The 14,016-nt window shown below is 73.9% G+C and carries 10 protein-coding genes; 3 read left to right on the top strand and 7 right to left on the bottom strand.

Annotated elements, in window-relative coordinates:
* The 7 genes from ABT299_RS10395 to ABT299_RS10365 all read right to left on the bottom strand — a co-directional run bounded on the left by ABT299_RS10395 (position 1) and on the right by ABT299_RS10365 (position 9,789).
* Positions 1–1,095: an alpha/beta hydrolase gene (locus ABT299_RS10395; RefSeq protein WP_387023413.1), complete on the bottom strand. Its 1,095-nt coding sequence runs from the start codon at positions 1,093–1,095 to the stop codon at positions 1–3.
* Between the two features lie 209 nt (positions 1,096–1,304).
* The gene (locus ABT299_RS10390) at positions 1,305–4,280 is read right to left on the bottom strand and encodes a helix-turn-helix transcriptional regulator (RefSeq protein ID WP_500250468.1); all 2,976 of its coding nucleotides are present in this window, start codon (positions 4,278–4,280) and stop codon (positions 1,305–1,307) included.
* A 215-nt stretch (positions 4,281–4,495) separates the two neighbouring features.
* A complete protein-coding gene (locus tag ABT299_RS10385) occupies positions 4,496–5,929 on the bottom strand; it encodes a rhamnulokinase (protein ID WP_500250467.1) in 1,434 nt (477 codons plus the stop codon).
* Between the two features lie 50 nt (positions 5,930–5,979).
* Entirely contained in the window at positions 5,980–6,600 is a 621-nt protein-coding gene (locus ABT299_RS10380; protein WP_190859065.1) for an LUD domain-containing protein, read from the bottom strand.
* Positions 6,597–8,054, bottom strand: a complete 1,458-nt coding sequence (locus ABT299_RS10375; RefSeq protein ID WP_433248773.1) for a LutB/LldF family L-lactate oxidation iron-sulfur protein — start codon at positions 8,052–8,054, stop codon at positions 6,597–6,599. Before ABT299_RS10375 ends, ABT299_RS10380 begins: the two co-directional genes overlap by 4 nt.
* On the bottom strand, positions 8,051–8,767 hold the full coding sequence (locus ABT299_RS10370; protein WP_190859060.1) for a (Fe-S)-binding protein: 717 nt from the start codon (positions 8,765–8,767) through the stop codon (positions 8,051–8,053). Before ABT299_RS10370 ends, ABT299_RS10375 begins: the two co-directional genes overlap by 4 nt.
* Positions 8,764–9,789, bottom strand: coding sequence for a LacI family DNA-binding transcriptional regulator (locus ABT299_RS10365; protein WP_347256795.1), 1,026 nt, complete (start codon positions 9,787–9,789; stop codon positions 8,764–8,766). The genes ABT299_RS10370 and ABT299_RS10365 overlap by 4 nt, the downstream gene beginning before the upstream one ends.
* Positions 9,790–10,189: 400 nt before the next feature.
* Between ABT299_RS10365 and ABT299_RS10360 the strand changes: the two genes are divergently transcribed.
* The 3 genes from ABT299_RS10360 to ABT299_RS10350 are packed head-to-tail and all read left to right on the top strand — an operon-like array spanning position 10,190 to position 13,908.
* A complete protein-coding gene (locus tag ABT299_RS10360; RefSeq protein ID WP_190859056.1) occupies positions 10,190–11,728 on the top strand; it encodes a sugar ABC transporter ATP-binding protein in 1,539 nt (512 codons plus the stop codon).
* A gap of 3 nt (positions 11,729–11,731) precedes the next feature.
* A complete protein-coding gene (locus tag ABT299_RS10355; RefSeq protein WP_500250466.1) occupies positions 11,732–12,883 on the top strand; it encodes an ABC transporter permease in 1,152 nt (383 codons plus the stop codon).
* Positions 12,880–13,908 (top strand): ABC transporter permease, encoded by a 1,029-nt coding sequence (locus ABT299_RS10350; RefSeq protein WP_500250465.1) that lies wholly within the window; start codon positions 12,880–12,882, stop codon positions 13,906–13,908. Before ABT299_RS10355 ends, ABT299_RS10350 begins: the two co-directional genes overlap by 4 nt.
* The last annotated feature ends 108 nt before the right edge of the window (positions 13,909–14,016 follow it).

Below are 14,016 nucleotides of genomic sequence, written 5' to 3'. Positions count from 1 at the left end.
TCAGCCCGCCTTCCGCTTCAGGAAGTCCAGCACCCGCGGGAACACCTCGGCGGCGGACTCGGCGCCCATGAACGGGTCCTGGTGGCCGTATCCGGGGAGGATCTCCAGCTCGTGCAGGCCCGGCGCGACCCGTTCGAGCGTGCGGTGGCAGACGATGTTGGAGTCGGTGAACACGTGGTTGCGGTCTCCGGTGAGGAACAGGATCGGGGTCGTGACGTCCGCGGCGCCCGACAGGTAGTCGGCGGGCAGTCCGGCGTGGCGGGGGTCGCGCGGGTCGTACTTCACCGCGCGGCCGGCCTTCACCATCTTGTGGACGTGCCGGTAGTAGTGGACGCCGACGGCGCCGAACAGGTCCGGCAGCCGGCCGTGCGTGACCGGGGACATCTTCGCGTGCGTGAAGATCGGCTTGCCGCCGCCCCACATGAAGCTGAGCATGTGGCAGGCGGGCTCGTCGCAGGCCGGGTGGAACGGCCCGACCGCCTTGGCGATCATCCAGCCGCGGGTCAGCACCGGCGCGGCGCCGAACCGCGGGTCGAGGTGCGACGGGCCGAGCACGTACTCCAGCACCGCCGGCCCGTACCCGAGCTTGATCTTCGACCAGCGCGACGTCCGCGGCGTCAGCGCGACGCTGTTGCAGGTCAGGCTGGCGATGCCGGTGACGGTGCCGGCGAACACCGCCATCGCGAACGACACCGACCCGAGGCAGTGCGAGATCACGTGCACGCGGCGGCCGTCCCCGATGTGCCGGCGCAGCTCGGCGATCGCCGCCGGATGGTCGTACTGGGCGACGTCGTCGAGGGTGTAGCGGTGCGTCTCGGCGTCGTAGGGGAACCGGCCGCTCATCCGGAAGTCGAGCGCCCACACGTCCCCGAAGCCGGAGTCGTGCAGGAAGTTCACCAGGTTCTCGTGCTCCGGCATGATGTACATGTCGCTGGAGGTCGTGAGCCCGTGCACCAGCAGCACGACGTCGTCGCTGTCGGCGCGGCGGAACCGGGTGAGGTTCAGGCCCAGCCCGTCCTCGGTCGCGAAGGGGTGCACGGAGACCTCGGCGTCGGCGACGCCCGCGAGCGTGAAGCGCGCGATCCGCTGGTCCATGGCATTTCCCTCCGGCTTCCTGACGCCCCAACCTTGCCAAACGCGGCCGTCCGCCCGGCATCGTGGAGAACCCGTACTTACGTGTGATGGGGGACGAGGGGTCCCGTATGACCACGTACGTGCATTAAGAGGCCCGGCGGGCGCCGCCGGTTCACCGTCGTCTCGCGTTCGTCAGGCGGGTAAGGGCCGCGGCACCGGCCGCCGCCGGTTCATCCGGGCCGGTTCATGGCGGTCGCGACCCCGACCCGGGACGGGACGCCGATCTTGGCGAACACCCGGGACAGGTGCGTCTCGACGGTGCGGACGCTGAGGTACAGCCGCTCGGCGATCTGCTGGTTGCTGCATCCCTCGGCGACGAGCAGCGCGATCTCGTGCTCGCGCGGCGACAGCCCGAACGGCGGCTCGTCCTTGCCGGCGCCCTTGCCGCGGCCCTTGGCGGGGGCGGTGCGGGCGCCGCCCGGCACCCGGACGCCGAGCCGCCGCTGCTCCCGGACGGCCTGCGCGTGCAGCCCGCGCATCCCGCACTCCTCGAAGACCTCGACCGCGGCGCGCAGCCGCTCGCGGGCCTCGCCGCGCTCCCCGGCCGCCGCGTGCGCGATCCCCGCGGTCAGGTCGGCGCGCGCGGCCTCCGGGCGGCGTCCAGCGTCCGCCAGCATTCCGGCCGCCTCCGCCGCGAGCCGCGCGGCGCCGGCGGGGTCGGCCACCCGGACGGCGTGCGCGCGCGCCAGCCGCGCCAGCCCGGTGTCACCGGTCAGCGCCGGGTGCGCGATGGCCTCGGCGATGTCGGCCCAGCCGGCGGCGCCCTCGCCGTCCCCGAGGGCGGCGCGCGCGCAGGCCAGCTGCTCGGCGCACATCACCAGCGTGCTGAAGTCGAGACCGTTCGTGCCGTCCCCGCAGGCCGCGATCAGGGCCTCGGCGCCCTCCTCGGCGCGGCCCGCGTTGATCGTCGCGATGGCGCGCGAGACGTGCGCCATGTGCGTCCACCACTCGCCCGACCCGGTGTCGCAGCCGACGGCCTCCTCGGCGGCTCGCAGCGCCCGGTCGTGGTCGCCCGTCCAGCTCGCCGTCAGGCACTGCTGGATCAGCCCGTACGCCATCACCTCGGGGGAGCGCAGCTCGCGGCCGACCGCGGTGGCCTCGTCGGCGGCCGCCGCGGCCTCCTCCAGCCGGCCCTGCAGCAGCAGGACCCGGGACTGCCCGGCCAGCATGTAGCCGAGGATGAACGTCTGCCCCGTCGCGCGGGTGATCGACACCAGCCGGGTGGCGTGCCGGAGCGCGCTGTCGTGCAGGCCGAGGAACGCCTCGGCGAACACCAGCCAGATCATGTAGTCCAGGCAGTCGGCGAAGTCGCCGTCGGAGGCGGCGGAGAACCGCTGGTCGGCGGCCTCGGCGTAGGCGATCGCCTCGGCCACCTCGCCGCGCCCGTACGACACCATCGGCCGCATCGCCGCGACCGCGGCGATCAGCCCCGGGCCCCACTGCGGCGCGCTCTCGGGAATCGTCTCCAGGACGGCGTGCGAGCCGCGGGTGTCGATCCGCTGGATCCGGTCGGCGACCAGGCGGATGCGCAGCAGCACCGCCTCGGGGGTCTGCCGGTCGGTGATGCGGCGCAGCTCGTCCAGCACCAGGGCGCGGGCCTCGTGGATGCGGCCGAGCTGCCGGTCCATCACCGCGCACAGCTGCACCGTGCGGGCGCGCCGGACGGTGTCGTCCGGCGGCAGCAGGCTCAGCAGCGTGCGGGCCGTCTCGCGGCCCTCCTCGGCGTGCCCGCTGACCGCCTGCGCGTGCGCCAACTCCACCAGCAGCTGGATCCGGTCGGGGTAGGCGCCGTCGCCCGCCGTGCCGTTGGCGGACGCGCCGGAGGCGTCCGTGCCGTCCGGCATCAGGCGCAGCGCGGCCTCCAGCCAGTACGCGGCGGTGCCGGGCGCTTGGAGCGCGACAACGCGGGCCGCCTCGACGAGCGTCCAGATCGCCTCCCGGTCGCCGAACCGCGCCGACCGCAGCACGTGGTGGGCACGGACCGCCGCCGGTGCGCCGAGCGCGGCGAGCCGCGCCGACACCCGCGAGTGCGCCGCGAACCGCCAGCCCGCCGCCGTCGAGGCGTACGCGACGTGCCGCACGAGCGGATGCCGGAACCGGAACCGGCCGCCCGCGGTCGGGCGGACCACGTCCGCGGCGGTCAGCGCGTCCAGCGCGGCGAGCGCGTCCTCCTGCGGCATCTCCGCGGCGACCGCCGCCAGCTCCGGCTCGAACACGTCCGCCGCGACGGCGGCGCCGCGCGCCATCAGCAGCGCCTCGGGCGGCAGCGCGCTCAGCTCGACCTGCAGGGCGGTCCGGACGGCGGGCGGCACCTCGGTGAGGTTCGCGACGCCCCGCTCCCAGTCGTGCCGCTCGATCCCGTCCTCGCCGAGGAGGCGGTCGTCGTGGCGGCCCATCCGGGCCAGCGCCTCCAGGTAGAACGGGTTGCCGCCGCTGGCCTTGTAGAGCTGCTCGCAGCGGTTGCGGGAGACGTCCGGGCCGAGGAACTCCGCCACCTCGTCGCGGTTCAGCGGCTCCACCGGCACCCGGGTGCCGACGGGCCCGGCGGCGTCCGCCAGCGCCGCCAGCCGCGGCGACGCCTGCGCGGGCCGGTAGGCGACCGCGACCAGCACGTTCGCGCGCGGCGGGTGCCGGACGAGGTGGTCCATCAGCTCGATCGTGGCGTCGTCGGCCCAGTGCAGGTCGTCGAGGATCAGCACCAGCCCGGCCGGCGCGGCCAGCCGTTCCAGCAGGTGCCGCACGCTGCGGTGCACCTGGTAGCGGGCGACCGGGTCGGCGGCCCCGTCGGGGGCGTGCCCGGCGTCCGGGCCGGCGACGCGGTCGGCGAGCGCGGGGAAGACGGTGCCGAGCAGCCGCAGCGCGGTGGGCGACAGGTCGGGGACGTCGTCCTCCAGCCGGTCGTCGAGCGCGTCGACGACGGCGCCGAACGGCATCTCCTGCTCGAACTCGGCGGCGCGCCCGGCCAGGAAGGGCAGCTTGCGGGCGTTCGCACCGTCGGCCAGCTCGTTCAGCAGCCGGGTCTTGCCGGCGCCGGGCTCGCCGACCAGCGCGAGGAAGCCGTAGCCCGTGGCGGCCGCGTCCAGGGCGCGGTCCAGCGCGCCGAGCGCGTCCTGTCGCCCCACCAGCGGAGCACCGGCGTCGCTCATGTCACACCCCAACAGAGACAGGCGGCCGACACGCCGTGATCATGCTTGTCGTCGTTGTTCCCGGTCCTTCAAGCGGGTTTTACCTTATCGGGTCGAACGTCAATAGGAGCGGGACAACACGCCCCGCGCGTCCCTGCTATCAACCGCCGACGCGCCCCGCGTGTCAACCGGGGGGAGCCAAACCGTCCCGGGAACGTGACATTCCTGTCCGCGGGTCAGCGGTCGAGGCCGAGGCGGGCGGCGGCCCCGTCCCAGCGGGCGCCGTCGCCCGCCGGCTCGTACCGGCGGAGCGGCTGCGTCGCCGCGACCAGCGCGCGGGACTCGGCGAGGGAGCCCGCGAGGCCGTGCGCGCGGGCCTGGGTGAGGACGTTGCCGAGCGCGGTCGCCTCGACCGGCCCGGCCACGACCGGCAGCCCGGACGCGTCGGCGGTCAGCCGGCACAGCAGCTCGTTGCGGCTGCCGCCGCCGACCAGGTGCACGACGTCGATCTCCTGCCCGGACAGCCGGGACGCCTGCCGGAGCGTCGCGCGGTGGGCGAGGGCGAGGCTGTCCATGACGCAGCGGACGGTCTCGGCGCGGGACGCGGGCTCGGGGAACCCGCGGCGCCGGCAGTGCGCGGCGATCCGCGCGGGCATGTCGCCCGGCGGCAGGAACTCGGGGTCGTCGGGGTCGATGAGGCTGCGCAGGCCCGGGACGTCCGCGGCCTCGGCGAGCAGGGCCGGCAGGTCGGGGTTCCCCCACGCGCGCATCGACTCCTGCAGCAGCCACAGCCCCATGACGTTGCGCAGGTAGCGGACGGTGCCGTCCACGCCGCCCTCGTTGGTGAAGTTCGCCTTGCGGCTCGCCTCGGTCAGCACGGGCTCGCGCAGCTCCACGCCGACCAGCGACCAGGTGCCGCAGGAGATGTAGGCGAACCGGTCGGTGGTCGCGGGCACGGCGGCGACGGCGGACGCCGTGTCGTGCGACCCGACCGCCACGACCGGGAGCGTCGGCGGGCGGCCGGTCTCCTCCGCCACGTCCGGGCGCAGCGTCCCGAGCACCTCGCCGGGCTCGCGGATCGGCGGCAGGATCCCGGCGGGCAGGCCGAGGCGGGCGAGCAGGTCGCGCGACCAGGCGCCGTCCCGCACGTCCAGCAGGCCCGTCGTGGACGCGTTGGTCCGCTCGGCGCCGACCGCGCCGGTCAGCCAGTGCGCCAGCAGGTCGGGGACCATCAGCAGCGTGGCGGCGCGCGACAGGTCGTCGGCGGCGAGCTGGTAGACGGTGTTGAACGGCAGGAACTGCAGGCCGGACGTCTGGTAGAGCAGGTCGTCGCCGACCTCGGCGCGGATCCGGTCCATGACGCCGTCGGTGCGGGCGTCGCGGTAGTGGACGGGGTTGCCGATCAGCCTGCCGTCGGCGTCGAGCAGCCCGTAGTCGACGGCCCACGAGTCGATGCCGACCGACGCGAGCCCGGCCGGCGCGGCGCGCAGCCCGTCGAGGACGTTGCCGTACAGGCCGAGGACGTCCCAATGCAGGGTGCCGTTGACGCGGACCGGCCGGTTCGGGAACCGCCGGACCTCCTCCAGCTCCAGCGTGCCGGGCCCGACCCGTCCGGCCATCACGCGCCCGCTGGACGCGCCGAGGTCCACGGCGGCGAACGTCTCCGTCATTCGTGTCTCCTGTGGGGGGACGACCCCCCACGCCCCCCGGTTCGCTTCGCTCATTCTGAGATCACGACTTCCAGAGTGCGGGGCCCGTGCACGCCCTCGACGCGCGACAGCTCGATGTCGCTGGTCGCGGACGGCCCGGACACGAACGTCAGCGGGCGGTGCGGGTCGAGCCGCTCCAGCGCCTCCGGCACGTCCGGCGCCACCTGGCCGGCGAGCACGACGATCAGGTGGTAGTCGGGGACGAGCGACAGCGCGCGCGGGCCCTGCGCCGGGCCGTGGTCCAGGACGATCGTCCCGGTCTCGGCGATCGCGGCGGCGCAGCCGGTGACGGCGCCCGCGAGCCCGTCGAGGGCGGCGACGTCCGGCCCGCGCATCAGGTCGCCGGCGACCTGCGCCGTCCACTCCTCCGGCAGGTCCGCCGGGATCCCGTAGACCCCGGGGCGGGCGGCCAGGCGCTCGGCGACCGTCGCGGCCAGCTCCGCCGCCGGGACGCGCACGACCGTCGCGCGGTAGTCGGCGACCCGCTCGGCGAACAGGTCCAGCACGCCGTCCTCGTGGTGGCGGCGCAGGTAGCCGCGGTCGATCGCGGCGTACCCGGCGGCGACCTCGGCGGCCGGGCGCGCCGGCACGATCCCGTCGATCCGGCGGAGGACGTCTTCGCGCGCGCTCACTGCTCGTTCCCTTCCGTGCGGCCGCCGTTCGTCCGCTTCCACCAGGCGCGGAACGACTCGGGCGGTGGTGCGGGGGCGTCCCGCGTCTCGGTCCAGGCGTTCAGCGGTCCGGGCAGCCGCCGGATCCGGCCGCGCGGCGCGACGATCCGGCGGCTCGCCGACGCGGCGCGCTGCGCGAGCGCGAGCCGGGTGGGGGACCGCAGCGTCCATCCGGCCGCCGTCATCGCGACCCGTTCGAGGGGATGGCGCGGCCCGCTCTCCACCGCGCGGGCCCGCAGGTGCACCAGCACCTCGGGGATGTCGATGGCGACCGGGCACGCCTCGAAGCACGCCCCGCACAGCGACGACGCGTACGGCAGCGACGCGTCCACCTCCGACCCGATGCCCCTGATCTGCGGCGACAGGATCGCGCCGATCGGGCCGGGGTAGGGCGAGCCGTAGGCGTGGCCGCCGGCGCGCTGGTAGACCGGGCACACGTTCAGGCACGCCGAGCAGCGGATGCAGCGCAGCGCCTGCCGGCCCACCTCGTCGGCGAGCGTGTCGGTGCGGCCGTTGTCCAGCAGCACCAGGTGGAACGTCCGCGGCCCGTCGCCGGGGTGCACGCCCGTCCACGCGGACGTGTAGGGGTTCATCCGCTCGGCGGTCGACGAGCGGGGGAGCAGCTGGAGGAACACCTCCAGGTCGCGCCAGCTCGGCACGATCTTCTCCACGCCCATCACCGAGATCAGCGTCTCGGGCATGGTCAGGCACATCCGGCCGTTGCCCTCCGACTCCAGCACGACGAGCGTGCCGGTGTCGGCGACCGCGAAGTTCACCCCGGAGATCCCGACCTTCGCCGACAGGAACTTGGCGCGCAGGTGCCGCCGCGCCGCCTCCGCCAGCGCGGCGGGGGAGTCGGTGAGGCCGTCGGGGACGTCCTCCATCTCGCGCAGGAAGATGTCGCGGATGTCGGACCGGTTCCGGTGGATCGCGGGAACGAGGATGTGCGACGGCCGGTCGTGCCCGAGCTGGACGATCAGCTCCGCGAGGTCGGTCTCGTAGGCGGTGATGCCGTCCTCGGCGAGCGCCTCGTTCAGCCCGATCTCCTGCGTGGCCATCGACTTGACCTTGACGACCTCGGTCTCGCCGGTCGCCTTCACCAGGTCCGCGACGATCCGGTTGGCCTCGGCGGCGTCGCGCGCCCAGTGCACCGTCCCGCCCGCCTCGGTGACCTTCTCCTCCAGCAGCCGCAGGTAGTGGCCCAGGTTGGCGAGGACGTGGTCCTTGATCTGCTTGCCCGCCTCGCGCAGCGCCGGCCAGTCGTCCAGCTCGGCGACGGCGGCGGCGCGCTTGTCGCGGATCGTGGTGGTGGCGTGCGCGAGGTTGCCGCGCAGCCGGGTGTCGGCCACCGCGCGGCGCGCCGCGTCGGGGAACGACGGCATCCCGACATAGGTCGGCATCGCTTCGGCGCTCATGGTGTGGGCTCCTCCTCGGTGGAGGCGAGGATCTCGGCCAGGTGGACCGTCCGCACCCCCGCGCGGGTGCGCGACAGCGCGCCCCCGATGTGCATCAGGCACGAGTTGTCGGCGGCGCACAGCACCTCCGCCTTCGTCTCCCGCACGGCGGTGACCTTGTCCGCGCACATCGCGGCCGACACCTCGGAGTTCTTCAGCGCGAACGTCCCGCCGAACCCGCAGCACTCCCGCGCGTCCGGCAGGTCGACCAGGTCGATGCCGCGGACCTCGCGCAGCAGCCGCTGCGGCCGGTCGCCGACGTGCAGCATCCGCAGCGAGTGGCAGGTCGGGTGGTAGGTGACGCGGTGCGGGAAGTAGGCGCCGACGTCGGTGACGCCGAGGACGTCGACCAGGAACTCCGACAGCTCGTACACGCGGGACGCGACGCCGGCGGTGCGCGGCGCCAGCCTCGGGTGCCAGTCGCGGATCATCGCGCCGCACGACGCCGACGGCGTCACGACCGCGTCGTAGGGGTCGAACGTCTCGGCGAAGCCCTTCACCATGTGCAGCGCCTGCGTGCGGTAGCCGGTGTTGAGGTGCATCTGCCCGCAGCACGTCTGCGCCTCAGGGAACTCCACTTCGTGGCCGAGCCGCCGCAGCAGCCGCACCATCGCGCGCCCGGTTCCGGGATACATCGTGTCGTTCACGCACGTCAGGAACAGTGCGACCTTCATGCCGAGTTGCTCTCCCGGTCGTCGGCGGCGGCCCGGCTGGACTCGCGGACCACCAGCTCGGGCTGGAACATGACCTGCTGGTGGGCGTGCCCGCCGGACTCGTCGCACTCCTCGAGCAGCAGCTCGGTCGCGATGCGTCCGAGCTGGTAGGTGGGCTGGCGCACCGAGCTCAGCGGGACGGCCGCCGCCGCCGAGAACTCGATGTCGTCGTACCCGATGAGCGCCACGTCAGTCGGCACCTTCACGCCGGCCTGCTGCAGTACCCGCAGCACGCCGAGGGCCAGCAGGTCGTTGGCGCAGAAGATCGCCTCGGGCAGCGGGGCGCCGGAGTCCAGCAGCCGCCGCGCCGCCTCCTGCCCGGCGCGGGCGTTCATCGCGCCGACGGACACCTCGCGCAGCACGTCGCGGCCGAGGCCCGCGGCGCGCAGCGCCCGCAGCGCGCCGCGCCGCCGGTCCGCGCACTGCCGCAGGCCCGGCGGGCCCGTGACGAACCCGAGCGTGCGGGCGCCGTCCTCCAGCAGGTGCGTCACCGCGAGCTCGCCGCCCGCGACGTCGTCGACGGCGACCGAGCACTGGTTGGCGCGCGGCGTCGGATGGTCCAGCAGGACGACCGGCACGCCGCGGTCGCGCAGCCGGTCGGCGTTGCCGCCCTCGTCGCCGACCGGGGTCAGCAGCACGCCGCGGACCCGCTGCTCGGCGAGCACCCGCAGGTTGCGCTGCTCGCGCTCGTCGGACTCGCCGGAGGAGGACAGGATCACCGCGTAGCCGCGCTCGCTGGCGACGTCCTCGACGCCGCGCGCGACGTCGGTGAAGAACGGGTTGGCGAGGTCCAGCACCATCAGGCCGATCGTGCTGGAGTGCCCGGCGCGCAGCGTGGACGCCGACCCGTTGCGGACGAACCCGAGCTCCACGATGGCCTGCTCGACCCGGGCGCGGGTCGCCGCGGCGACCCGCTCGGGCCGGTTGAGCACGTTGGAGACGGTTCCCGGCGAGACGCCGGCGTGCGCCGCGACCTGCTTGATGCCGACCGCGCGGCCGTTGCCGGCGGCGCCCGCCGCAGTGCCCGGCGTGCCGCCCGCCGCGGTGCTCGCTCGGGGGCGCCCGGTGTCGTCTGTGCTCAATCTGTGCCCCCGGGTCGCTCCGCTGGTGTGCCGCCGCTCACTTTGGGTCATGGCATTAAAACGTGTCAACCCCGCTGTCGGAAGTCGCCGGGCCCAAACCCCGCTGTCCGGACCCGGACGGGAGGAACTTCGCAAACTCGCCGACGCCCGGCCGCACAAGGGTTTTCGCAGCGTTCCGGGGGGTCCGGGCCGAAGTCCCCCCTTGACGAGTGCTCCGGCTCACATCTAGCGTCCTCCGCAACATCCCGTTAAAACGTTTTTCATCCATCCGTCACAGACTCCCCGTGCGAGGAGGGTGGCCATGAGTGCACCCGGCAGGTCGACGCCGCCGACATTGGCACTGGTCAACGTGAGTAAGTCGTTCGGCGCCGTGCGAGCCCTGCAGGGCGTCACCCTCGAGCTGCACGCCGGTGAGGTGCACGCCCTCGCCGGCGAGAACGGCGCGGGCAAGTCGACCGTCGTAAAAACGTTCGCAGGCGTGCACCGCCCCGACGCGGGCGAGGTCCGCGTCGACGGCGAGCCCGCCGCGTTCAACGGTCCCGCCGACGCGCAGGCCGCCGGCGTCGCCGTCATCTACCAGGAGCCCACCCTGTTCCCGGACCTGTCGGTCGCGGAGAACATCTTCATGGGCCGCCAGCCGCGCGCCGGGCTCGGCCGCATCGACCGCCGCACCATGCACGCCGAGGCCGCGAAGCTGTTCCGGCGGCTCGGCGTCGCGCTGGACCCGCAGCAGCCCGCCCGCGGCCTGTCGATCGCCGACCAGCAGGTCGTCGAGATCGCCAAGGCCATCTCCCGGGACGCGCGGGTGCTCATCATGGACGAGCCGACCGCCGCGCTCACCGGCCAGGAGGTCGAGCGGCTGTTCAACGTGACCCGCACGCTGCGCGAGCAGGGCTGCGCGATCCTGTTCATCTCGCACCGGCTGGAGGAGATCTTCGAGATCTGCCAGCGGGTCACCACGCTGCGCGACGGCACCTACATCGGCACCGACCTGGTCGCCGACCTCACCGCCGACGACCTCGTCCGCCGCATGGTCGGCCGCGACCTGGACGCGCTCTACCCCAAGCAGGACGTGGCGCCCGGCGAGGTCGCGCTGAAGGTCAGCCGGCTCACCCGCGAGGGCGCCTTCACCGACGTCTCCTTCGAGGTGCGGCGCGGCGAGATCGTCGCGCTGGCCGGGCTGGTCGGCGCGGGCCGCAGCGAGGTCGCCCGCGCGATCTTCGGGGTGGACCGCTGGGACGCCGGCGGCGTGGAGGTGGCGGGGGAGAAGCTGCCGCCCGGCAGCCCGACCGCCGCGATGGCGGCCGGCCTCGCGCTCGTCCCCGAGGACCGCCGCCAGCAGGGCCTGGTGATGGACATGTCCATCGAGCGCAACATGGGCCTCACCCAGCTGCGCTCGCTGCGCAAGGAGACCGGCCGCGGCCCGCTCATCTCCCGGAAGGTCGAGCGCGACCGCGCCGCCGACTGGGCGCTGCGGCTCCAGCTCAAGTACGCCCGCCTCAGCGACACCGTCGGCGTCCTGTCGGGCGGCAACCAGCAGAAGGTCGTGCTCGCCAAGTGGCTCGCCACCGAGCCGACCGTGCTCATCGTGGACGAGCCGACCCGCGGCATCGACGTCGGCACCAAGGCCGAGGTGCACCGGCTGCTGTCGGAGCTGGCCGCGCAGGACCTCGCGGTGCTGATGATCTCCTCCGACCTGCCGGAGGTGATCGGCATGGCCGACCGCGTCCTGGTCATGCACGAGGGCCGGCTCACCGCCGAGATCGCCCGCGCGGACGCGACCGAGGAGACCGTGATGGCCGCCGCGACCGGGCGCGCCGGAACCGGAAAGGCGGCCTGACCCATGACCGTGCTCACCCAGTCCCCGGCCAAGCCGGGCTCCGGCGGACCGCCCGGCGGCGGCCGCCGCCTGGTCGAGCTGGTGCTGCGCGCCCGCGAGCTGAGCATCCTCGGCGCGCTGATCGTGCTGGTCCTCGGCACCGAGCTCGCGAACCACCGGTTCCTGTCCGGGCAGGGCGTCAAGGACATCTTCCTCAACGCCTCCATCCTGGCGCTGCTCGCCGTCGGCCAGTCGATGGTGGTCGTCACCCGCAACATCGACCTGTCGGTCGGCTCCGTCGTCGGGCTCGTCGCGTTCACCACCGGCAAGTTCGCCTCCGGCGGCGACCGCAACGTGGTGCTGGTGGTGCTGCTCGGCGTCGCCATCGGGCTCGCCTGCGGGCTGGTCAACGGCCTGCTCGTCAGCTTCTGCAAGGTGCCCGCCCTGGTCGTGACGCTCGGCACCCTCTACGTCATCCAGGGCCTCGACTACAAGATCGCGCACGGTGAGCAGATCGGCGCCGCGGACCTGCCGTCCTCGGTGCTGTCGCTCGGCAACGACTCCGTCCTCGGCGTCCCGTACCTGCCGGTCATCACCGTCGTCGTGATGCTGCTGATGGGCTACTACCTGCGCTCCTACTCCTCCGGACGGGAGTTCTACGCGATCGGGTCCAGCCCCGAGGCGGCGAACCTCGCCGGCATCTCGCTGCGCCGCCGGGTCCTCACCGCCTACCTCGTCAGCGGCGGCCTCGCCGGCCTCGCCGGGGTGCTGTGGCTGGCCCGGTTCGGCACCGTCGTCGCCGACGCGGCGCACGGCTGGGAGCTGAAGGTCGTCAGCGCCGTCGTCGTCGGCGGCGTCGCGATCACCGGCGGCGTCGGCACCGTGTACGGGGCGGCGCTCGGCGCGCTGCTGCTCACCACCATCGGCAGCGTGCTGGTGGTGCTCAAGGTCAACTCGTTCTGGCAGGACGCCATCACCGGCGTCCTCCTGCTGCTGGCGATCAGCGTGGACCGGCTGCTGGCCCTGCGCGTCACCAAGGCGCTCAAGCAGCGGTCGCTGGAGTCCGGGGCGCACCGCGACGACGGCCCCGCCGCCCCGTCCGCCGGATCCCCCGCGTCCTCCGCCGCGACCGCGCCGGCGACCGGGGACGAGGCGCCGAAAGGAAAGGTGTCGTGAGCACTGACACGAAGAGCGCCCCGCGCGGGATCGCCCTCGGCCGGCTGCTGCGGTGGGAGACCGCCGTCACCGCGCTGCTGGTGATCGTTTTCGCCGGCGGCGCCGGGTTCTCGCCCGACTTCGCCAACACCGACAACCTGTCGTTCGCGCTCGGCGACCTGAGCGAGATCGCGCTCATCGCGCTGCCGATGACGCTGCTGGTGGTGTGCGGGCAGGTCGACCTGTCGGTCGCGTCCGTGCTCGGCCTGTGCAGCGCGCTCACCGGCAAGATGTGGGACCACGGCATGGCGATCGAGACGATCATCCCGATCGTGCTGGTCGTCGGCGTCGTCTGCGGCCTGGTCAACGGGCTGCTGGTCACCCGGCTCGGGCTGCCCTCGCTCGCGGTGACGATCGGCACCATGACCCTGTACCGGGGCCTGGCGTACGTGGTGCTCGGCACCGAGGCGATCTCGGAGTTCCCCACCCGGTACACCAACCTCGCGACCGAGTCGATCCCCGGCACGCCGATCCCGTACCCGATCGCGCTGTTCGCCCTCCTCGCGGTCGTCACCGCGGTGGTGCTGCACGCCACCGGCGTCGGGCGGTCGCTGTTCGCGATCGGCTCGCAGGAGGACGCGGCGTACTTCGCCGGCATCCGGGTCAAGCGCCTCAAGCTGATCCTGTTCGTGGTGTCCGGGCTCGTCGCCGGGTTCGCCGGCATCGTCTACACGCTCCGCTACGGCAGCGCCCGCGCCGACAACGGCCTCGGCCTGGAGCTCACCGTCATCGCGGCGGTGCTGCTCGGCGGCATCGACTTCGACGGCGGCAAGGGCACCCTCGGCGGCGTCATCGCCGCGGTGCTGCTCATCGGCCTGCTGCGCAACCTGCTGATGCTGAACGACGTCTCCACCGAGGTCCAGTCGATCGTCACCGGGCTGCTGCTCATCATCAGCGTCCTCACGCCGCGGCTGATCGCCGTGGTGCGCGAGGCACAAGGCCGGCGGCGGGGCGCGCGACCCGCGGTCCCCGCCGCCGCACCATGACCCCCGGCGAAGCCGGCCGGGGGTGTGAGGGGTCGTCCCCCCTCGAGAAGCACCGACCCGCGTCCCCCGCCGCGTCCGATATCCCACCCCAGAGCACGACCTGGAATC

Origin of the sequence: Spirillospora sp. NPDC000708 (genome assembly GCF_040299565.1) — a bacterium.
Classification (GTDB): Bacteria; Actinomycetota; Actinomycetes; order Streptosporangiales; family Streptosporangiaceae; genus Spirillospora.
The sequence above is the reverse complement of the archived record's forward strand: the minus strand, read 5'-3'. Positions and strand labels throughout refer to the sequence as shown.

Excerpts from the sequence above, each read along its gene's own strand:
- ABT299_RS10360 (WP_190859056.1), top strand. The coding sequence starts at position 10,190 with ATGAGTGCACCCGGCAGGTCGACGCCGCCGACATTGGCACTGGTCAAC.
- ABT299_RS10390 (WP_500250468.1), bottom strand. The coding sequence starts at position 4,280 with ATGAGCGACGCCGGTGCTCCGCTGGTGGGGCGACAGGACGCGCTCGGC.
- ABT299_RS10385 (WP_500250467.1), bottom strand. The coding sequence starts at position 5,929 with ATGACGGAGACGTTCGCCGCCGTGGACCTCGGCGCGTCCAGCGGGCGC.
- ABT299_RS10355 (WP_500250466.1), top strand. The coding sequence starts at position 11,732 with ATGACCGTGCTCACCCAGTCCCCGGCCAAGCCGGGCTCCGGCGGACCG.
- ABT299_RS10370 (WP_190859060.1), bottom strand. The coding sequence starts at position 8,767 with ATGAAGGTCGCACTGTTCCTGACGTGCGTGAACGACACGATGTATCCC.
- ABT299_RS10375 (WP_433248773.1), bottom strand. The coding sequence starts at position 8,054 with ATGAGCGCCGAAGCGATGCCGACCTATGTCGGGATGCCGTCGTTCCCC.
- ABT299_RS10395 (WP_387023413.1), bottom strand. The coding sequence starts at position 1,095 with ATGGACCAGCGGATCGCGCGCTTCACGCTCGCGGGCGTCGCCGACGCC.